Raw genomic sequence first — 17,724 nt, forward strand, 5'->3', positions numbered from 1 at the left:
CCCGGACTCAAGCCCAGGGAGTGACTTCGACCTCGCCGGCCATACCGTGCGTCCTCGACAGGTTCTGGTGTGGCCCTCGGTAGCTCAGCGACTCGAGGACCAGCAGGGACAGGTAGTGCCGGGTGAGCAGCCAGACTTCTGGGACGAGTCCTGGAATCCTGTAGAGCTCCTTCTGGTCCTCTTCGGGGTGGACCAGGTAGTTGCGGACCTTCGTCACTACGGCCGGGCCGTCCCAGACGTCGCCGTTCCGCCGATGCATTTCGTCGGCGAAGGCTGCCATGGCCGGCAGCGTATTGCGGTCTATGGAGACGGGAACACCGATGTCCTGGAGGACCTTCCGCAGCTTCTTCCGGGCCGGCCACTTGCGGGTGTTCTCGTACTCCGCCCGGGTGAGAATGCCGCGCAGATAGAGCCTCTGCCACATGGCGTGCTCGAGTCCCGCAGCCCCGATCATCACGCGTTGTTCCACAAAGCCCTGGTCGCGGATGGCGGTGATCGCGTAGCCGAGCTGCAGTTTCAGTGGCTCGCCCTTCACGGGGTCGGCGATCTCCGGGACGAGTCCGTCCAGGAACCTGCCGAGGGCTTCGAGGTCCCACAGGTCCCACCAACCGGAAGACTGCTTCCGCGCCGGATCACAATGCAGGACTCCCCAGGACTCCCAGAGGACCTTCTCGTCAGCCCCGAGGCCAACCGGGAGAAGGGGAGCGGTCCAGCGGCCGAGAGAGAAGGACATCCCGAAGTGCAGGGCGGTCAGGAGGTGGGTTGCCTCCGCGGCGGTGAACTGCCCTCCGTCCGCACGGCTGATCTCCAACGCGTGCGTCATCGCATAGAGCCGGGTCTTGAGGAGCTCTTCCCAGATCAGGCCGTGATCAGGGCGCACATCCAGCAGGATCTTCCAGCCGGCTACCTCGTGAGACCAGCGGCCGCCGCTCCAGTACCGTTCCCCGCCCTCGCCGCGTTCCTTCAGGTGATGCTGGCCGCCGAACCGCGGGAGGTTGAACCAGTGCGCCACGATGCGGGCCAGGGGTGCCCTGCTGTCGCCGAGAGTGGCTCCATTGATCCATCCCTCGTCGAAAGACCGCACCCAGGCGTCCACTTCAGCCGCTCCTTGGGGCCGTTGGAGCCGCAGTATGGCCGTGTCCTGGGTATAGGGATGCGAGACCGGGCCGGGTGTGACGCTCCAGTCGAGGCTGAGTGCTGGCGAACACTGCAGATGGACCTCACCAGGCACTTCGGCATCCTGTACTCCACCGATCTCTCCCTGGTGCAGACCGATCGGTTCGCCAACGTCGTTGAAGGGGTGGAACGACTTGATCGGCGGCAGAGCCGAATCCCACGGTGAATCGGACATGGCGCTCCTGATCCCGGGCTAAAGCCATCCTCGGAGTGAAACCTGCGGACCGTCGTTGAGGAAGGCGAGCAGGGCGCTGCGGGTCGTCGGGACGAATTCGTCCGGCAGGTCGGTGGCGTCCACCCAGCGGACCTGGGAGTGCTTGTGGGGTTCGCGGTTTACCGGTTCGCCAGTCCATTCGCGGGCCGAGAAGACGACCGCGAGGAAGCCGTTGGGGGCTCGGCACCCCAGGCGCCGTGAATGATGGGGGCGGCTTCGAGGGACTCGGGCTTCACGGTGAGGCCGGTCTCCTCGTGAGCGGCGCCGGAGTCTGCGGCCGGCCGCGGTTCTTCCCGGAGGTGCCCAGTGCGAGGCAGGCGGACACGACCGAGAGCGAGGCCAGGGCCGCGAAGAGGTGGGGGTAGCCGCCGAGCGGGCCCGCGAGGGCGGCGCCGGCCCATGGGGCCAGTGCTCCCGCGATGTGGGCCGGGGCGCCGAGGAGGGCGGAGAGGCGGCCGTAGTGGGTGGTGCCCCAGCGATCGGTGACGGCGGTGGCCTGGAGGAGGGTGAGGTTGCCGCGTACGACTCCCGCGAGCGTCGCGAAAACGACCAGCAGCGGCAGGGGGCCGGGAACGAAGGCCAGTGATGCGGTGGTCGCGCCGCCGAAGGCGATGAGCGTGACGGTCCGGGTCGTGACGGACGTACGGGTTGCCAGGGTGGCGTAGAGGGTGCGGCCGAGGGTCTGCCCCGCCCCGCCGAGTCCGAGGGCCCAGGCGGCCGTTGTCGCGCTCGCGCCGCGTTCGGTGAGGAGCGGGATGAGGCCCATGACGACGGCGTACATGGCGAAGCCGGAGAAGGTGAAGGCGACGGCCAGGAGGAGGAAGGGGCGGCTGCGGGCGATCGGGGTGCGGTCGGTCGACGGCGGGGAGGGCGGGGCCGGGGGCCAGGGGGCGCGCAGGGCGAGGGCGTGGGCGGGGATGGTGACGGCGGCGAGGACCACGGCCAGAACGGCGTAGGTCGCTCGCCAGCTGAGGTGTTCCGCGAGGGCGGCGGTCAGCGGCGCGAAGACGGTGGAGGCCAGCCCGCCGGCGAGGGTGACGATCGTGAGGGCTCGGACGCGGTCGGGGCCCCACCAGCGGGTGAGGGCGGCGAAGGCCGGTGGGTAGAAGGTGGCGGCCATGGCGATGCCCGCGAGGATCCAGCCGCAGGTGAAGACCGGCAGGTTGGGGGCCGCCGCGATGAGGAGGAGGGCCAGGGTGCCGATCACCGAGCCGAAGGTCATCACGGCGCGCGGACCCCGATGGTCGAGGATCCGGCCGATGGGTATGCCCGCGAGGGCCGAGACGAGGAGGGCGAGGGAGAAGGCGGCGGTGGCGGCGGTGACGGACCAGCCGGTGTCGGCGGTCAGGCGGGGGAGGAGGACGGGGAAGGCGTAGTAGACGATGCCCCAGCTGGTGATCTGCGTGACGCAGAGCGCGGGCAGCGCGGCGCGGGGCCGCGACCGGTCCCCTGTGCCGGTCGCGGCCCCGCTGCTTCGGAGGTCCGTCACCGGGGTCAGCAGCCGCCGGTGCGGGCCGGGGCGCCGATGGTGAGGGTGGCGGGGGTGGAGCAGCAGCCGCCGCCGGTTTCCTCGGCGGAGGCCGACACGGGCTGTTCGAAGAGGCCGGCTCCGCCGCATACTCCGGTTTCGGGGAGGGTCAACTCGACGCGCTCGGCGGCTTCCTGGTCGCCGGCGAGGTGGGCGGCGATGGAGCGGACCTGCTCGTAGCCGGTCATGGCGAGGAAGGTCGGGGCGCGGCCGTAGGACTTCATTCCGACGAGGTAGACGTCCTTCTCGGGGTGGGAGAGCTCGTTGACCCCGTGCGGGTAGACGGTGCCGCAGGAGTGCTGGTTGGGGTCGATCAGCGGGGCGAGGGCGGTGGGGGCCTGGAGGCGTTCGTCGAGGCCGAGGCGGAGTTCGTCGAGGAAGCCGAGGTCGGGGCGGAGACCGGTGAGGACGATGACCTCGTCGACCGGGTCCAGGCGGCGGCCGTCCTCGCCGACGAGGATCAGGCGGCCGTCGGTGTCGCGTTCGACGGCTTCGGTGCGGAAGCCGGTGACCGCGTCGGCGTGGCCGCTGTCGACGGCGGCCTTCGCGGCGAGGCCGAGGGCGCCGCGGGCGGGGAGCTGGTCGGCGGTGCCGCCGCCGAAGGTGGAGCCGGAGATGCCGCGGCGCAGGATCCACGCGGCGTGGGTTCCGGCCTCCTCCTTGGTGAGGTCGGAGAGGTAGGCGAGCGCGGTGAAGGCGGAGGCCCCGGAGCCGATGACGGCAGTGCGCTTGCCCGCGTAGCGGGCTCGGACGGCGGAGTCCTTGAGGTCGGGGACGCGGTAGGTGACGCGGTCGGCCGCGGCGCGCTCGCCGAGGGCGGGCAGTCCGCTGCCGCCGGCCGGGCTCGGGGTGGACCACGTACCGGAGGCGTCGATGACGGCGCGGGCGAAGACGCGGGCCTCGGTGCCGTCGGCGGCCGTGTGGTGGACGACGAAGGGCTGGGCCTCGCGGTCGGCGTCGACGATGCGGTCCCGGCCGGTGCGCGATACGCCGGTGACGGTCGCGTGGTAGCGGACCCGCTCGCCCAGGGCGTCGGCCAGGGGCTGGAGGTAGCGCTCGGCCCAGTCCCCGCCGGAGGGGTACGTGTCGGGGTCGGGCTTGACCCAGCCCGTGGGGGCGAGGAGCTTCTCCGCCGCCGGGTCGACGACCTCGCCCCAGGTGGAGAAGAGCCGTACGTGCGACCACTCGCGGACGGCGGCACCCGCGGCCGGTCCGGACTCCAGGACCAGTGGTTCCAGGCCCCGGTCGAGGAGGTGGGCCGCAGCCGCGAGTCCGGCCGGTCCGGCTCCGATGACGACGATGGGCAGGGTCTCGATGGGTGCGGTCATGGCAGGCTCCCCGTTGATTCGATGACTGTCGATGCGTTCTACCCCCAGAGTGGACCCTGGATCGACGTTCGTCAACATAGACATTCATCGAATTTTCTCGGATGATGAGGGCATGTCCACCGTGAAGACCGTGCTGCCGCTGCTGGAGCCCGTAGCCGCCGTGGCGCCGTGCTGCCCGCCCGTGACCGAACGCCCGCTGACGGCCGAGGAGGCCGAGCGCAGCGCCGTGATGTTCAAGGCGCTCGGCGATCCGGTCCGGCTCCGGCTGTTTTCGCTCGTCGCCTCGCACGAGGGTGGCGAGGCCTGCGTGTGCGACATCTCGGATGTGGGCGTCTCCCAGCCGACGGTCTCCCATCACCTCAAGAAGCTGAAGGAGGCGGGGCTGCTGTCCTCCGAGCGCAGGGGGACGTGGGTGTTCTATCGCGTCGAGCCCTCCGTGCTCGCCGCCATGGGGCAGCTCCTGAGCCGCTCCGCCGCCTGAGCGGATGCCTGGCCCGGCGCTCGCTTGCCCGGCACTCGTTCCTGGTCCGGCGCCCGTCCATCGACTATCGTCGATTGTCGATGGATGAGAAGACGGACAAGAAGACGGACAGGAAGATGGACGAGAAACGGGACTCCGGACCAGGGCTGGACCCCGCCGACGCCCAGACGTACGCCGGGTGGTTCAAGGCGCTGGCCGACCCGATGCGGGTCCAGCTGCTCAACCTGCTCGCCCGCGAGCGCCGGCCCATGGCCGTCGGGGACATCACCGACCGGCTCCCGATCGGCCAGTCCACGGTCTCCCACCACCTCAAGGTGCTGGCCGAGGTCCGGTTCGTGCTCCCCGAGCGGCACGGCACCTCGGTGCGCTACGAGGTCAACGCCGCGTGCCTGGAGTGCTTTCCCGCAGCGGTGGACGCGATCCTGGGACGGCAGTCGTGAACATCGTCCCCATGACCGCCGAGCACGCGGCCGAGGTCCTCGCGATCTACCGGGCGGGGATCGACGAGGGCAACGCCACCTTCGAGACCGAGCCCCCCACCTGGACCGAGTTCGACGCGGCGAAGCTGCCGGAGCACCGGTTCGTCGCCGTGGACGGGGGTGGCACGGTGCTCGGCTGGGTTGCCGCGAGTGCGGTATCCGACCGGTGTGCGTACGCCGGTGTCGTCGAGCACTCCGTCTACGTCCACCCGGGCGCCCGCGGCCGCGGCGTCGCCCGGGCCCTGCTGGACGCGCTGATCGCCTCGACCGAGGCGGCGGGCATCTGGACGATCCAGTCCGGCATCTTCCCCGAGAACAGCGCCAGCCTGGCCCTGCACCAGCGCGCCGGCTTCCGGGTCATCGGCACCCGGCAGCGCATCGGCCGGCACCGCGGGGTGTGGCGCGACGTCGTCCTGCTGGAGCGCCGCAGCCCCGCGATCGGCTGACCCCGCTCCGCTGCCGCGCGTCAGCGGCCCAACAGATCGGCGATCTCGCGGGCCGCGTCGCGGGCCGGGCGGCCCACTCCGATGAGGGTGGCGGAGGCCGGGCCGGTCCAGTCGCCGTAGCCGAGCAGGTGCAGCCGCGGCTCGTCGACGGCCCGGGTGCCGACGGTGGTGATGTGACCGTCGGCGCCACGCAGGCGCATCGCCGCGAAGTGGGCGAGCGCGGGGCGGAAGCCGGTGCACCAGATGACCGCGTCCGCTTCGGCGAAGGTGCCGTCGGCCCACTCGGCGCCGGTGGCGGTGAGCCGGGCGAACATCGGCTTCGCGTGCAGGAGTCCGGTATCGCGGGCAGCGCGTACGGGAGGCACGGCCACGATGTCGCCGAGGGTGGCGACCCCGCCGGTGTCGGTGCTGCCCGCGTCCAGCGCCGTGCGGCGGGCGGTGGCGGCATAGAAGAGGGCCCGGCCGTCGATGTCGTCGGCGAGGTAGCGGGGCGGGCGCTGGGTGACCCAGGTCAGCTGCGTACCGGGCGCGAGGTCGGCGGCGATCTGGGCTCCGGAGTTGCCTCCGCCCACCACGATGACCCGCTGCCCGGCGAACTCGGCCGGGCTGCGGTACTGCACGGTGTGGAACTGGCGGCCCCGGAACTCGAGCCGGCCCGCGATGGCCGGCAGGAAGGGGCGGGTCCAGGTCCCGGTGGCACTGATGACCGCGCGGGCGCGCCAGTCGCCGGAGTCGGTCTCCACGCGCAGGCGGTCGCCGTCGCGGTGGACGGCCGAGACCCACGCGCCCCGCTGGAGGGGAAGCTCGTACCGCTTCTCGTAGTCCGCGAGGTACGAGACGACGTGCGCCGCGTCGGGATGGACCTCCCCCTCCTGGACGGGCATGAAGCGGCCCGGCAGCGAGGAGTACGCGGCCGGCGAGAACAGCCGCAGCGAGTCCCAGGTGTGCTGCCAGGCCCCACCGGGAGTCGTCTGGGCGTCGAGGATGACGTGCTCGATGCCCAGGCCGCGCAGGTGGTAGCCGGCGGCGAGCCCGGCCTGGCCGCCGCCGATCACCAGCACGTCCGTCTGCCGTGTCATGCGGAGGGCGACCCGCCGTCCGTCTTGCCGCGCATGAAGATGACCGCGACCAGGGCCAGGCCCACGACCGCACCGACGAGCTGCACGCCGACGAACGCCGGGACCGAGGCGGGGGCGATGCCCGCGAAGGTGTCGGTGAAGGCGCGGCCGATGGTCACCGCGGGGTTGGCGAAGGAGGTGGAGGAGGTGAACCAGTACGCGGCACCGATGTACGAGGCCACCGCGACCGGTGCGAAGCGCAGGCGGTCCGTCCGCGCCAGGCCGAAGATCAGCAGGATCAGGCCGGCGGTGGCCACGACCTCGCCGAGCAGCAGGTTCCCGTCGGAGCGGTCGTGCGTGGACCACTTCACCAGGGGCTCGCCGAACATGGCGTCGGCGAGGATCGCGCCCGCGACGGCGCCGACGACCTGCACGGGAACGTAGACGGCCAGCTCGCGGGCTGTGACGCCCTCGCCGCGGCGGCGGCCGGTCCACCACTCGGCGAGGCTGACCACCGGGTTGAAATGGGCTCCGGAGACCGGGCCGAGGAGGGCGATCAGGACGCCGAGGCCGAAGACCGTGGCGGTGGAGTTGGCCAGCAGTTGCAGGGCCACGTCCTGGGTGAGCTTCGTCGCCTGGATGCCGGACCCGACGACGATCGCGACCAGTGCGGCCGTTCCGACGAGTTCGGCGGCGGCGCGGGCCACCAGCGGGGTGGCGGGCGGCGTGGCGCCGGGTACGGGCTGGGGCGCGTCGGCGCGTATCGCGGTGTCCGCTGCGGGTGCGGTTGGCAGTGCCACCCTGGCCATCGCCCTCGGCGTCGCCGGCACGGTCCTGTTCATCGCGGTCCGCTACGGACGCCACATCTCCCGCTTCGTCTCCAGCGACGACCCCGAGAAGCTCCTCCTCGTGGTCCTCGGCCTGACCCTGCTCGTCGCGGGCATCGCCCAGCAGCTCCAGGTGTCCGCCGCGGTCGGCGCGTTCCTCGTCGGCATCGCCCTCTCCGGCGAGGTCGCCGAGGGCACCCACGCACTGCTCAGCCCCCTGCGGGACCTGTTCGCAGCCGTGTTCTTCGTCTTCTTCGGCCTGCACACCGACCCCGCGAGCATCCCGCCCGTGCTGCTGCCCGCGCTGGCACTCGCCGTGGTCACGTCCGGCACGAAGATCGCGACCGGGTACTGGGCGGCGAAGCGCGCGGGGATCGGGGTCAAGGGGCGCTGGCGGGCCGGCGGCACCCTCGTGGCCCGCGGCGAGTTCTCCATCGTCATCGCGGGCCTCGCCGTCACCGCCGGCATCGAGCCCGCCATGGGGCCGCTCGCCACCGCGTACGTGCTGATCCTCGTCGTGATCGGGCCCCTGACCGCCCGCTACACCGAACCCGTGGCCCTCTGGGCCGGCAGCCGCCGCACCCCGGCGCCCGCGGACTCCCCGGCCGCGGTGCCCACGCTGCCGGGATCCCCGGAGGAGCTCAAGGACCAGGCCCAGGATCCGGCCGGCCGCGCGTGAGCGGGGGCGGTAGGGGCGCCTCACGCGCCGGCGGCCGGGCTCTTGCGCTTTTATCCAACTGTGATCGCTCGCATGTCCCGGACTGTCTCTTTTGCCGGTGAGTCGTGGTGATCTAATGATCGCCTTGCCGCCGACGGGCTCCAAAACCCGTCGGCGGAACAGGAATTGGCAGCGCGCGGGGGGCCTTCCGGATGAATGACCAGCAGCAGCCGCCGCCCACGGGGCTCCCGCGCCGGCGCAGATGGGTCGTCGGGGTGGCGGCCGGGTCCGTGCTGCTCTCCGGAATCGGGGTGGCGGTCGCGCAGGTGATCAAGTCGCCGGCCCAGGCCGCCGCGGACTCCGCGGCCCCGCCGCCGAGCGTGCTGACGGCCCCCGTGGAACAACGGGTGCTCGTGGCCTCGGTGGTCGTGCGCGGGACGGTCACCGCCCAGCAGTCCGTGGACGTCACCCCGGTCGGCGGAGCCCCCGGCGCGGCCGGCGCCGTCGTCACGAAGCTGCCGGTCGCCGTGGGGGGCCGGGCCGAGGAGGGCCAGGTGCTCCTGGAGGTCTCCGGGCGCCCGGTCATCGCGCTACGGGGCACCCTGCCGGCGTACCGGGACCTCAAGCCCGGCTCCGAGGGCGGCGACGTCGCCCAACTGCAGCAGGCGCTCGCCCGGCTGGGCCACGGCACGGGCGCCGACCGGGCCGGCCGGTTCGGGGAGGGTACGAAGGCGGCCCTGGCGGCGCTCTACGCCTCCGCCGGCTACGACCCGCTGCCCGCGCTGACCGACGGGAACGCCTCGGTGGCCGACGCGCGCAAGGCCCTGACCTCGGCGCAGCGCGCCGTGGAGGACGCCCGGGACGCCGCGGCCCGGGCCGGGAAGGCGGCCTCGACTGCACCGCCGGCCGCCCCGTCCGCCGCCCCGTCCGCAGCCCCGTCCGCCGCCCCGTCCGCAGCTCCGTCCGTCGCCCCGGGAGCTTCGCCGGGCGCTCGCGGAGCCGATCCGCGCGCGGTGGACGGCAAGGGCTCCGGTCCCGCCCCCGCCCCCGAGGCCGACCTGGGCGAACTGCGCAAGCAGGTCGAGCGTGCCGAGGAGGACCTGAGCACCGCGCGGGACCAACTGGCGGAGGTGCTCGCGGCGGCCGGCCCCGTACTGCCCGTCGCGGAGGTGGTCTTCCTGTCGAGCTTCCCCGCCCGGGTGGACTCGATCGCCGCCAAGGTCGGGGCGCAGGTGTCCGGCAAGGTGCTCACCGTGTCGGCCGGAGCCCTCGTGGTCAACGGCCACCTCCAGGAGTACCAGAGGGGTTTGGTGCAGCCGGGGCGGCAGGTGGAGATCGTGTCCGAGGTCATCGGCGTGACCGCGTCGGCCTCGGTCACCTCGGTCGCCGACACTCTGGGCCAGGAGCAGCCGGCCACCGGCCCGGGACAGCCCCCGGGTCAGCAACAGGCCGGCCCCAAGGGCTACTTGATGGTCGTCCAGCCCAAGGAGCCGCTGGACCCCAGGCTGGCCGGCCAGGACGTGCGCCTGACGATCAAGGCGGCATCGACGGGCGGCGCGGTCCTGGTGGTGCCGGTTTCGGCGGTTTCGGCCGCGGTGGACGGCAGGACGTACGTGACCGTGCTGGAGGCGGACGGCGTACGCCGCCGGGTGCGGGTGGCCACCGGAACGACCGGCGACGGCCACGTCGAGGTCAGGCCCACCGAGGGCGACCGCCTGACCGAGGGCGAGCGCGCCGTCGTGGGCGTGCGCGGCGGGGCGACCGGCACCCGGACCTCCGGGCCGGAGAAGGGGCGATGACGCCGCGAGCCTCGGCCCCCGTGGCTCTGTCGGTCCCCCTCCCCGCCCCCGCCGCCGTCGTCGAACTCCGGCAGGCGGGTCTGACCTACCCCGGCCCCCCGCCAGTGGCGGCCCTGGCCCCCTGCGACCTCGTCGTGGAACGGGGAGAGTTCCTGACCGTCGTGGGGCCCTCCGGAGCGGGCAAGTCCACGTTCCTCAACATCGTCGGGCTGCTCGACGCCCCCACCAGCGGCAGCTACCTGCTGGACGGGGTCGACACCGGAACGCTGCGGGACGCCGACCGTACGGCCCTGCGCGCCCGGCGCATCGGCTTCGTCTTCCAGGCGTTCCACCTGCTCCCGCACCGCACCGCCTGGGAGAACGTCGCCCTGGCCCTGGTCTACCGGGGGAGCGGCCGGGGGGAGCGGCGGGCCAGGGCCCGGGAAGCGCTCGACCGGGTCGGCCTCGGCCACCGGGCGGACGCGCTGCCGACCACCCTCTCCGGCGGCGAGCGCCAGCGCGTGGCCATCGCCAGGGCGCTGGTGGGTGCCCCTTCGCTGCTGCTGTGCGACGAGCCGACCGGCAACCTCGACACCACCACGGCCGGTTCGATCCTGGAGCTGGTCGGCGAGCTGCACCGGGACGGCATGACGGTGGTGGTCATCACCCACGACCCCGCGGTGGCGGCCCGCGGCGACCGCACCGTGGCCGTCCGCGACGGCGTACTGAGCGAACTGGTCCGCCGGTGAACCGCCCCCGGCTCCCGCTCCGCCTCCCCGCCCGCCCCGTACGCCCCGTCCCGCGCTCCCGGTTCGCCTGGCGGGAACTGCTCTCGGAGTGCCTGGCCGGCGTCCTGCAACGCCCGGGCCGCTCGGCACTCACCGCGGTGGGCACCGTCCTCGGCGTGGGTACCTTCGTGGCCGTCCTCGGGCTGACGGCCACGGCCTCCTCGCAGATCGACGAGCGGTTCAACACGCTGACGGCGACCGAGGTGACCGTCGAGGACGTCTCGGCGCAGACGAACGAGTTCCTGGACACGGCCTTCCCGCCCGACGCCGACGCGCGGGTGTCCCGCCTCAACGGCGTACGGCACGCGGGCGTCTACTGGACCGTCCGCCTCGGCGCGGGCCAGGCCGTACGGTCCACCCCGGTCGGCGGTCCGGCGGCCGGCGCGGGGGCCGGAGACCTCCCGGTCGTCGCCGCGTCTGCCGGAGCGCTCGCTGCGGCGGGCCCCACCCTCGCCCAGGGCCGGGTCCACGACGCCTGGCACGAAGCCACCGAGCAGCGCGTGGCCGTGATCGGCAGCGGTACGGCGTCCCGTCTCGGCATCACCACCCTGGAGACCCGGCCGGCCGTCTTCATCGGCGACCACGGGTTCACCGTCATCGGGATCGTCGAGGACGTCGAGCGCAAGGCCGACCTGCTGCTGTCCGTGGTGGTCCCGCGCTCCACGGCCCAGGAGCTCTGGGGCGTCCCGAAGGGCGATGCCAGGATGCTCGTCTCCACCCGGCTGGGGGCGGCCGCGCAGGTAGCCGCCGAGGCGCCGACCGCCCTCTCGCCCTCGCACCCCGAGTACTTCAAGGCCGTCCCGCCGCCCGACCCCAGGACCCTGCGCGCGCACGTCACCGCCGATCTCGACGAGCTGTTCCTCCTCCTCGCCTCCCTCTGCCTGTTCATCGGCACGATCGGCATCGCCAACACCACCCTCGTCGCCGTCATGGAACGCACCGGCGAGATCGGGCTGCGCCGGGCCCTGGGCGCACGTACCCGGCACGTCACCGCACAGTTCCTCGCGGAATCCGCGGCCCTCGGCAGTCTCGGGGGCCTGATCGGCACCGCCCTCGGCACGGTCACCGTCGTCGCGGTGGCCCTGGTCCGCGACTGGACGCCCGTACTGCACCCCGGAATCGTCGCGGCCGCTCCCGCGCTCGGCCTGGTGACGGGCCTGCTGGCCGGCATCTACCCCGCCTGGCGGGCCGGTCGGGTCCAGCCGGCCGAGGCGCTGCGCCGCTGACGCGTGCCGTCCCGGCCCCGGGGCTCCCCGCCCTCCAGGCGCCCCGGCGTCACCGTGTCAGGAACCGGGCCCGCAGCCGCTCCGTCGTGGCCGGGGTGATGCCGACCTCGTCGGCGAGGTAGGCGTGGACCGAGCCGTGACGGATGGCGAGATCGGCCAGGGTCAGACGCAGGATCTCGGCGGGCGCGCGCCCGTAGGAGGGCCAGCGCATGGTTCGGCCAGGGTGGGCGGTGTGCCAGTCGGCCGCCAGCCGGGCGGTCGCCAGCTCGGTCAGGGCGAAGTCCGCGAGGATCTGCTCCTCGTCGACGCCGAGCAGGGTCAGGGCGAGTGCGGCGATCAGGCCGGTGCGGTCCTTGCCCGAGGTGCAGTGGAAGACCGCCGGCCCGGGGCCCTCGGCGAGCAGCTCGATCGCGGCGCGGATCTCGGCGACCCCGTCCTCGGCGACCTCGGCGAACCGGTCCGCGAGGAACCGCCACGGGTCGGTGTCCGGGTCGATCTCGGCCTGGTCGTACGGCCGGTGCTCGATGCTGAGGTTGGCGTACGTGAACCGCTCGGGCTCCGGTATCCGCCCCTTGGCCTCGATCTCCCAGGGGTAGCGCAGGTCGATGACCGTCCGCACGCCGAGGGCCAGGAACCGCTCCCAGTCGGCGCCCGCGAGCTTGCCGAGCGAGTCCGCCCGGTAGAGGGCGCCCCACACGACGGTGGAGCCGTCCTCCGAGCGATAGCCGCCCAGATCACGGAAGTTGTGCAGTCGCTCGAACTCGATGTGGCGGGTCATGCGGCGGATCCCCCTCGATGGCGTGCCGATGATCTTCCTGCGGACCGAGAGGCTACTCCTCGCGGCTCACCGCATCCGCAGGGCCGCCGCGAAGTCCATCTTGTCCTCCAGCCGGCTCAGGTTGCGCCCGGTCAGCGCCTCGATGCGGCTGATCCGGTAGCGCAGCGAGTTCACGTGCAGGTGCAGTGCCTCGCCGCAGCGCGCCCAGGAGCCGTCGTGCTCCAGGAAGGACCGCAGGGTGGGCACCAGGTCGGAGCGGTAGCGCCGGTCGTAGTCGGTCAGCGGGGCCAGCAGCCGGCGGCTGAACTCCCTCCGGACCTCGGCCGGGATCAGCGGCAGCAGCGACATGACGTGTGCGGCGAGATCGTCCGGCCCGCAGGCGGCGACCGGTTCCGAAGGGGCCGCGACCTGCCGGGCGTTACGGGCCTGCGCGAGCGCGTGCCGCAACTCCGCTGCCCCGCCCACCGGATCGCTGACGCCGAAGGCCAGCCGCTCTCCGGCCCGCAGCCCGCGGGGCAGCGAGCCGCCCGCGACCCGTACGACGGCATCGGGGGTCAGCGCCGTGTCCGCCCCGACGAGCACGAAGGCGACGGCCTCGGCCCCGTCCCCGGCCGCCGTGACGGCCATCCGCGGTCCGGCCTCCGGCCCCAGGCAGCGCGGATGCAGCAGGACCTCCTCCAGCAGGTCGCGTACGGACGCCGCTACGGGGAACCCGTGCGCCCCCCTCGCCTCCAGCCGGGCCGACACGGCCTGCCAGCGAAGAGGGCCTCCCGGGCCTCCCGGGCCTCCCGGGCCTCCCGGGCCTTCCTGTCCTTCCCGGCCGGCGGCCCCCGCCGTGAGCCGGGCCGCCGCCTCCTCTTCGTCGAAGAGCGACTGCCCGCTCTCCCCTCCGGCGGCCGAGCCGACCAGCGCCAGCAGCCGTTCGGCGGCGCGCCGCCGCATCGTGCGGTCGGTGTCGCGGCCGCCGCGCTCCACCGAGACCAGCCGCGCGAGCTGGTCCAGCAGGTCGACGCGTTCGTCGTTCCAGTCGGCGCTGTCGGCCTCGACGGCGATCAGCCAGTCGGTCAGCGCCGCGCCGGGAGCGGAGTCCCCGTCCCCGGTACCGGCGCGGACCGGGAACAGGGAGAAGGCCGTCCCGCGCGCGACCGTGCGGTGCGGGGCCCGCTCGCCGGCCCGTTCGGCGGCCAGGAACCGCCCGGCCAGCGCCGAGGCCGTCTTCTCCGGCAGCGGCGGCCGTGCGCCCGCGATCTGGCGGCCGGTCGGGGAGAGGATGTGCGCGCGCAGGTCCAGCTCGGCCAGCAGCAGTTCGAGCAGGGCGTCGGCCCCCGCCCCGGCCTGCCGGTCGGCGCTGAAGCGCCGGTGGCGGTCCACGAGCGCGGCGAGGCCGCCGATCCGCTCTTCGGTGCGGCCGCGCGCCACGTACTCGGTGACCGAGGTGAACGGCACCTCCACGCCCACCGCGAGGAGCGGCAGCCCGTACCGGGCACAGGCCGCCACCAGATCGTCGGGGACGTGGCCGAACCGCGCCTCGCCCGCGCCCAGCGCCACGGCGCCCGCCTCCACGAGGACCCGGACGAACGCGTCGGACCGGTCGGCCCCCGCGTCCTGGCGGTGCCAGGCCAGTCCGGACAGCACCAGGTCGCCCGGGGACACGAACCGCCCCGGGTCGGGCAGGTCGATGGTCACCGTGCCCAGCACGGGCCGGTCGAGGTCCCGCTCGCCGTCGGGCAGGCGCAGCAGGCGCAGCAGACACGGGTCCGCAGGCGACTGGGCCTCTTCGGACGACAGCAGATCACGCAGCCTCATGGCTCCAGCCTGCCATGCGCCGGTACGGCCGCGTTCGCGACCTCTCCCCGCTGAACCGCAGGTCAGGCCTTTACGTTGAGGTAATTCCACGGAAATCGGGGTGAGTTCGATGACCCCGGTTCATGGGATCGGTGACGGCCGGGGGCCGTTCGGCACTGCCCGCTGGTGCCGATCGGCCCTCGAGGACTCCGGGATCCGGGGCGGACCCACCGGACACGAGCGCCGCACCCGCGGGCAGTCCGGCCGCCCCTGACGACGGGTCGGGCCGACAGGCCCTAGAGGCCCATCGGAGCGTGCAGTTCCACGAGGAGTTCCACCTCGACGGGCGAGTCCAGCGGCAGCACGCTCACGCCGACCGCGCTGCGGGCGTGGATGCCCGCGTCGCCGAAGGCGGTGCCCAGCAGCTCGCTCGCGCCGTTGAGCACGCCGGGCTGCCCCGTGAAGTGCGGCTCGCTCGCCACGAAGCCGACCACCTTGACCACGCGCTTCACGGCGGAGAGGTCCCCGGCGACGGAGGTGATGGCGGCCAGCGCGTTCAGCGCGCACTGCTGCGCCAGCTCCCTGGCCTGCTCCGGGGTGACCTCGGCGCCGACCTTCCCGGTGAGGGGGAGGGCGCCGTCGACCATCGGGAGCTGGCCGGAGGTGTACACGTAGTGCCCGCTCTGTACGGCGGGGACGTAGACGGCGACCGGCGAGGGGGTCGGCGGGAGCTTCAGTCCGGCCGCGGCGAGCCGCTCTTCGGGGGTGCTGGTCATGCTCGGATCTCCTTCTGGTCACGGGGGGAGGAGGAGGGGGCAGGCCGAGGGAAGAGGATGACCGGCTTGATCATGCCCGGCTCCTTGGCGGCGAGCCGCCCGAAGGCCTCCCCGACCCGGTGGAACGGGAACTCGTGCGTGGTGATCACCGTCGGGTCCACCAGCCCGTCCCCGATCAGGTGCAGCGCCCGCGCGAGCCGCGCCCCGCTGCTCCGCGGCGGCCGGCAGCGGGCGTACGTGATCCTGCCGCTCCCCGAGAGCCCCTCGCGGGCGGCCCTCGCGGCGGCGGGCGCGGCCGTCGCCATGATCGCGCGGTCGGCGCCGGCGCCGCCGGTCAGCTCCAGGATCCGCTCGGCGGTGTCCTCGTAGGCCGGGTCGATCACCACGTCGGCCCCGAACCGCAGGGCGAGGCGCTGGCGCTTCATCTCCGGCTCGACGGCGATGACGCGGGCCCCGCGCAGCCGGCCGGCGGCGACGGTCGCGCTGAGCCCGACCGCGCCCTGGCCGAAGACGACGACGCTCGCGCCCGGGGGCGGGCCGGACTCCTCGGCGGCGGCGAAGCCGGTGGGGAGCGCGCCCGCCGCGTAGAGGGCCTGGTGGTCGGAGATCGTGTCGGGGAGCGGGACCAGCCCGGCCCCGGCCGCCGGGGCGCGGAAGAACTCGGCGAGCCGCCCGTGGCCCTCGACGCCCACGCGTCGGCCGACGTAGGAGGGGCAGACCCCGGGGCCGACGGCGTCGACCACGCCGACGGCCTCGTGGCCGAGCCCGGCGGGCGCCCCGGCGGCGGTGTGCCCGTCCCAGGCGCAGAGGAGCGCGGCCGTGGTGCGTACGAGGACCTCGCCCGCCCGCGGGTGGGGGAGGGGCCGTTCCAGTACGGCGGGCGGCTCACCGGTACGGCGCAGCGCGAAGGCCTTCATGCGTCTCCCTACTACGTCGTTACACGGCTCGGTTTCCCACCATGCGGGTACGGATCCGGTCCGGCGGGGGGCCGTAGGTCGCTATCGGGCGGGCCGAGCGTCAGCACGTGGAGCCGCTGCTCGTCCCGTCCCGTCCGCGGAGCCCGCCCTCACGGACGGGTGACCCGGACCTGGTAGCTGCCGGTGCGCAGCTCGCCCACCACCGAGACGCTGATGCCCGACTTCTCGTCGGTGAAGGTTTCGCCCGGCCGGAACGGCGCGTCCGAGAGCTCGGCGTGCACGTTGGACCGCCGGGTGCAGCCGCCGCTCGCGTCGGAACTGTCGGAGACCGTGACGGGCCCGCGGCCGGTGTCCACGTCGGAGTCCACCTTGTAGATGAGCACTCCGGGCTTGCAGACGGCCTCGTCGTTCCCGGCGCGGGTGCGCACCTCCACCGCGTACCCGGCGCTCTCGGAGATGGGGATGAAGGCCAGCTTGGTGCCGCCCTCCACGGCCAGCGGGGACAGCACGTGGTCGCTGACCCCGGACTTCCCGGCGCAGCTGATCTGGCTGCTGTCGAGCCAGCCCAGCTTCCACTTGTGCCAGCCCAGCAGGTCGTTGTTGGCGCCCCAGTCCTCGCTCATGATGTCCCAGTGCCCCACCGTGCCGCCGCCGTCGGCGGTGTAGAGGTCGGGCAGGCCGAAGACGTGCCCGTTCTCGTGGGGGAGCACGCGGTAGCCGGTCTCCCGGTAGGAGCCGGAGCCGTCGTCCTGCCGGCTGTAGACGAAGGACGTGTTGGAGAGCGGGACGCCGTCGGCCATCGGGGCCTCGCCGTTTCCGGAGAAGGTGACGGAGAGGACGGTGTCGAGCGCGGAGGGTCCGGCGTTCGGGGTGACCAGGATATTTATCAGGTCGTACCGGGAGAAATCGACCTCGTCGTCGGAGGTTTTGATGATGTGCTCGACGAGCTGGCGGTAGCCGGGCTCGTACGCGGAACCCCGCTCGATCCCGTACGCCGCGAACGGCATCGGCATCCGCAGCCACTTGTTCATCGGCGCTTCGGCCCGGTAGGTCAGCCGCCCGTAGGAGCTGACGCGGAACCAGTCGGACGTCTGCGGGAAGAACTCCGCCAGCCGGTCGGCCGCCGTGCCCTCGCCCTTGGCGTCGGGGAAGTCGATCATCAGGTTCAGCGCCCGGACCTCGCCGGTCGAGCGCGAGTACCCCGGCGCCGTCGGCAGCCCCTCGGACATCTGCACGCCCATCGCGCCGGAGATTCGGCAGGGCGCGAGCATCGACTCGGCGCTGGTCGCGGCCACCGGCCCGGCCGCCGAATGGCTGCGGCCGGATATGCCCGCGCTCGCCGTCGCCGTGACGCCGAGGGCCAGCGCGGTGATGCCGATGTAGGCGCTGGTGCGGCTCGTCTTGCGTATCCGGTGGCGCGTCTGCGGCATGGAGACCGGCCTTCGGGTCCGCGGCAGCCGGCCGGGTCCGGACTGCGCTCT

16 protein-coding genes and 2 pseudogenes are annotated in these 17,724 nt (G+C 73.5%); 7 read left to right on the forward strand and 11 right to left on the reverse strand.

The genetic code is table 11. The features are described from left to right. Positions 1-7: 7 nt before the first annotated feature. From AC6CKD_RS22630 to AC6CKD_RS22645, 4 genes and pseudogenes are all read right to left on the reverse strand, one after another. Positions 8-1,351, reverse strand: coding sequence for a YopA family protein (locus AC6CKD_RS22630; RefSeq protein WP_498329393.1), 1,344 nt, complete (start codon positions 1,349-1,351; stop codon positions 8-10). Between the two features lie 18 nt (positions 1,352-1,369). Beyond that, positions 1,370-1,647: pseudogene (locus AC6CKD_RS22635) on the reverse strand (NUDIX hydrolase); the annotation flags it as partial. Beyond that, positions 1,623-2,879 (reverse strand): MFS transporter, encoded by a 1,257-nt coding sequence (locus AC6CKD_RS22640; RefSeq protein ID WP_498329395.1) that lies wholly within the window; start codon positions 2,877-2,879, stop codon positions 1,623-1,625. The gene AC6CKD_RS22640 and the pseudogene AC6CKD_RS22635, both read right to left, overlap by 25 nt. Positions 2,880-2,884: 5 nt before the next feature. Then, a complete protein-coding gene (locus tag AC6CKD_RS22645) occupies positions 2,885-4,246 on the reverse strand; it encodes an NAD(P)-binding domain-containing protein (RefSeq protein WP_498329397.1) in 1,362 nt (453 codons plus the stop codon). 112 nt (positions 4,247-4,358) lie between these two features. Here AC6CKD_RS22645 and AC6CKD_RS22650 point away from each other — a divergent pair, with 112 nt between their 5' ends. The 3 genes from AC6CKD_RS22650 to AC6CKD_RS22660 all read left to right on the forward strand — a co-directional run bounded on the left by AC6CKD_RS22650 (position 4,359) and on the right by AC6CKD_RS22660 (position 5,652). After that, a complete protein-coding gene (locus tag AC6CKD_RS22650; protein ID WP_498329399.1) occupies positions 4,359-4,727 on the forward strand; it encodes an ArsR/SmtB family transcription factor in 369 nt (122 codons plus the stop codon). A gap of 80 nt (positions 4,728-4,807) precedes the next feature. Then, complete coding sequence (locus AC6CKD_RS22655) at positions 4,808-5,167, forward strand: ArsR/SmtB family transcription factor (protein ID WP_498329401.1); 360 nt, start codon at positions 4,808-4,810, stop codon at positions 5,165-5,167. Positions 5,168-5,178: 11 nt separating this feature from the next. Beyond that, positions 5,179-5,652 (forward strand): GNAT family N-acetyltransferase, encoded by a 474-nt coding sequence (locus AC6CKD_RS22660; protein WP_498329403.1) that lies wholly within the window; start codon positions 5,179-5,181, stop codon positions 5,650-5,652. Between the two features lie 20 nt (positions 5,653-5,672). On the opposite strand, the gene AC6CKD_RS22665 is transcribed toward AC6CKD_RS22660, so the two are convergent. Further along, positions 5,673-6,731, reverse strand: coding sequence for an ArsO family NAD(P)H-dependent flavin-containing monooxygenase (locus AC6CKD_RS22665; RefSeq protein WP_498329405.1), 1,059 nt, complete (start codon positions 6,729-6,731; stop codon positions 5,673-5,675). After that, a complete protein-coding gene (locus AC6CKD_RS22670) occupies positions 6,728-7,519 on the reverse strand; it encodes an aquaporin (RefSeq protein ID WP_498329407.1) in 792 nt (263 codons plus the stop codon). The genes AC6CKD_RS22665 and AC6CKD_RS22670 overlap by 4 nt, the downstream gene beginning before the upstream one ends. Here AC6CKD_RS22670 and AC6CKD_RS22675 point away from each other — a divergent pair. From AC6CKD_RS22675 to AC6CKD_RS22690, 4 genes and pseudogenes are all read left to right on the forward strand, one after another. Next, positions 7,494-8,216, forward strand: a pseudogene (locus tag AC6CKD_RS22675) (cation:proton antiporter); the annotation flags it as partial. The gene AC6CKD_RS22670 and the pseudogene AC6CKD_RS22675 sit on opposite strands and share 26 nt — an antisense overlap. A gap of 191 nt (positions 8,217-8,407) precedes the next feature. Next, the gene (locus tag AC6CKD_RS22680; RefSeq protein ID WP_498329408.1) at positions 8,408-9,994 is read left to right on the forward strand and encodes an efflux RND transporter periplasmic adaptor subunit; all 1,587 of its coding nucleotides are present in this window, start codon (positions 8,408-8,410) and stop codon (positions 9,992-9,994) included. After that, positions 9,991-10,722 (forward strand): ABC transporter ATP-binding protein, encoded by a 732-nt coding sequence (locus AC6CKD_RS22685; protein WP_498329410.1) that lies wholly within the window; start codon positions 9,991-9,993, stop codon positions 10,720-10,722. The genes AC6CKD_RS22680 and AC6CKD_RS22685 overlap by 4 nt, the downstream gene beginning before the upstream one ends. Beyond that, positions 10,719-11,987, forward strand: coding sequence for an ABC transporter permease (locus tag AC6CKD_RS22690; protein WP_498329412.1), 1,269 nt, complete (start codon positions 10,719-10,721; stop codon positions 11,985-11,987). The genes AC6CKD_RS22685 and AC6CKD_RS22690 overlap by 4 nt, the downstream gene beginning before the upstream one ends. Before the next feature lie 49 nt (positions 11,988-12,036). Here AC6CKD_RS22690 and AC6CKD_RS22695 read toward each other — a convergent pair whose 3' ends face one another. The 5 genes from AC6CKD_RS22695 to AC6CKD_RS22715 form a co-directional block, all read right to left on the reverse strand. Next, entirely contained in the window at positions 12,037-12,765 is a 729-nt protein-coding gene (locus AC6CKD_RS22695; protein WP_498329414.1) for a tyrosine-protein phosphatase, read from the reverse strand. A 66-nt stretch (positions 12,766-12,831) separates the two neighbouring features. Then, positions 12,832-14,571 (reverse strand): PucR family transcriptional regulator, encoded by a 1,740-nt coding sequence (locus AC6CKD_RS22700; protein WP_498329416.1) that lies wholly within the window; start codon positions 14,569-14,571, stop codon positions 12,832-12,834. 275 nt (positions 14,572-14,846) lie between these two features. Further along, positions 14,847-15,326, reverse strand: coding sequence for a RidA family protein (locus AC6CKD_RS22705; RefSeq protein WP_498329417.1), 480 nt, complete (start codon positions 15,324-15,326; stop codon positions 14,847-14,849). Continuing rightward, positions 15,323-16,243, reverse strand: a complete 921-nt coding sequence (locus tag AC6CKD_RS22710; RefSeq protein ID WP_498329419.1) for a zinc-binding dehydrogenase — start codon at positions 16,241-16,243, stop codon at positions 15,323-15,325. Before AC6CKD_RS22710 ends, AC6CKD_RS22705 begins: the two co-directional genes overlap by 4 nt. Before the next feature lie 149 nt (positions 16,244-16,392). Continuing rightward, positions 16,393-17,673: a M6 family metalloprotease domain-containing protein gene (locus AC6CKD_RS22715; protein WP_498329421.1), complete on the reverse strand. Its 1,281-nt coding sequence runs from the start codon at positions 17,671-17,673 to the stop codon at positions 16,393-16,395. Positions 17,674-17,724: the final 51 nt, after the last annotated feature.

The organism is Streptomyces sp. GQ60, assembly GCF_059758875.1.

Excerpts from the sequence above, each read along its gene's own strand:
- AC6CKD_RS22715 (WP_498329421.1), bottom strand. The coding sequence starts at position 17,673 with ATGCCGCAGACGCGCCACCGGATACGCAAGACGAGCCGCACCAGCGCC.
- AC6CKD_RS22660 (WP_498329403.1), top strand. The coding sequence starts at position 5,179 with ATGACCGCCGAGCACGCGGCCGAGGTCCTCGCGATCTACCGGGCGGGG.
- AC6CKD_RS22645 (WP_498329397.1), bottom strand. The coding sequence starts at position 4,246 with ATGACCGCACCCATCGAGACCCTGCCCATCGTCGTCATCGGAGCCGGA.
- AC6CKD_RS22655 (WP_498329401.1), top strand. The coding sequence starts at position 4,808 with ATGGATGAGAAGACGGACAAGAAGACGGACAGGAAGATGGACGAGAAA.
- AC6CKD_RS22700 (WP_498329416.1), bottom strand. The coding sequence starts at position 14,571 with ATGAGGCTGCGTGATCTGCTGTCGTCCGAAGAGGCCCAGTCGCCTGCG.
- AC6CKD_RS22695 (WP_498329414.1), bottom strand. The coding sequence starts at position 12,765 with ATGACCCGCCACATCGAGTTCGAGCGACTGCACAACTTCCGTGATCTG.
- AC6CKD_RS22705 (WP_498329417.1), bottom strand. The coding sequence starts at position 15,326 with ATGACCAGCACCCCCGAAGAGCGGCTCGCCGCGGCCGGACTGAAGCTC.
- AC6CKD_RS22665 (WP_498329405.1), bottom strand. The coding sequence starts at position 6,731 with ATGACACGGCAGACGGACGTGCTGGTGATCGGCGGCGGCCAGGCCGGG.
- AC6CKD_RS22630 (WP_498329393.1), bottom strand. The coding sequence starts at position 1,351 with ATGTCCGATTCACCGTGGGATTCGGCTCTGCCGCCGATCAAGTCGTTC.
- AC6CKD_RS22670 (WP_498329407.1), bottom strand. The coding sequence starts at position 7,519 with ATGGCCAGGGTGGCACTGCCAACCGCACCCGCAGCGGACACCGCGATA.
- AC6CKD_RS22710 (WP_498329419.1), bottom strand. The coding sequence starts at position 16,243 with ATGAAGGCCTTCGCGCTGCGCCGTACCGGTGAGCCGCCCGCCGTACTG.
- AC6CKD_RS22650 (WP_498329399.1), top strand. The coding sequence starts at position 4,359 with ATGTCCACCGTGAAGACCGTGCTGCCGCTGCTGGAGCCCGTAGCCGCC.
- AC6CKD_RS22680 (WP_498329408.1), top strand. The coding sequence starts at position 8,408 with ATGAATGACCAGCAGCAGCCGCCGCCCACGGGGCTCCCGCGCCGGCGC.
- AC6CKD_RS22685 (WP_498329410.1), top strand. The coding sequence starts at position 9,991 with ATGACGCCGCGAGCCTCGGCCCCCGTGGCTCTGTCGGTCCCCCTCCCC.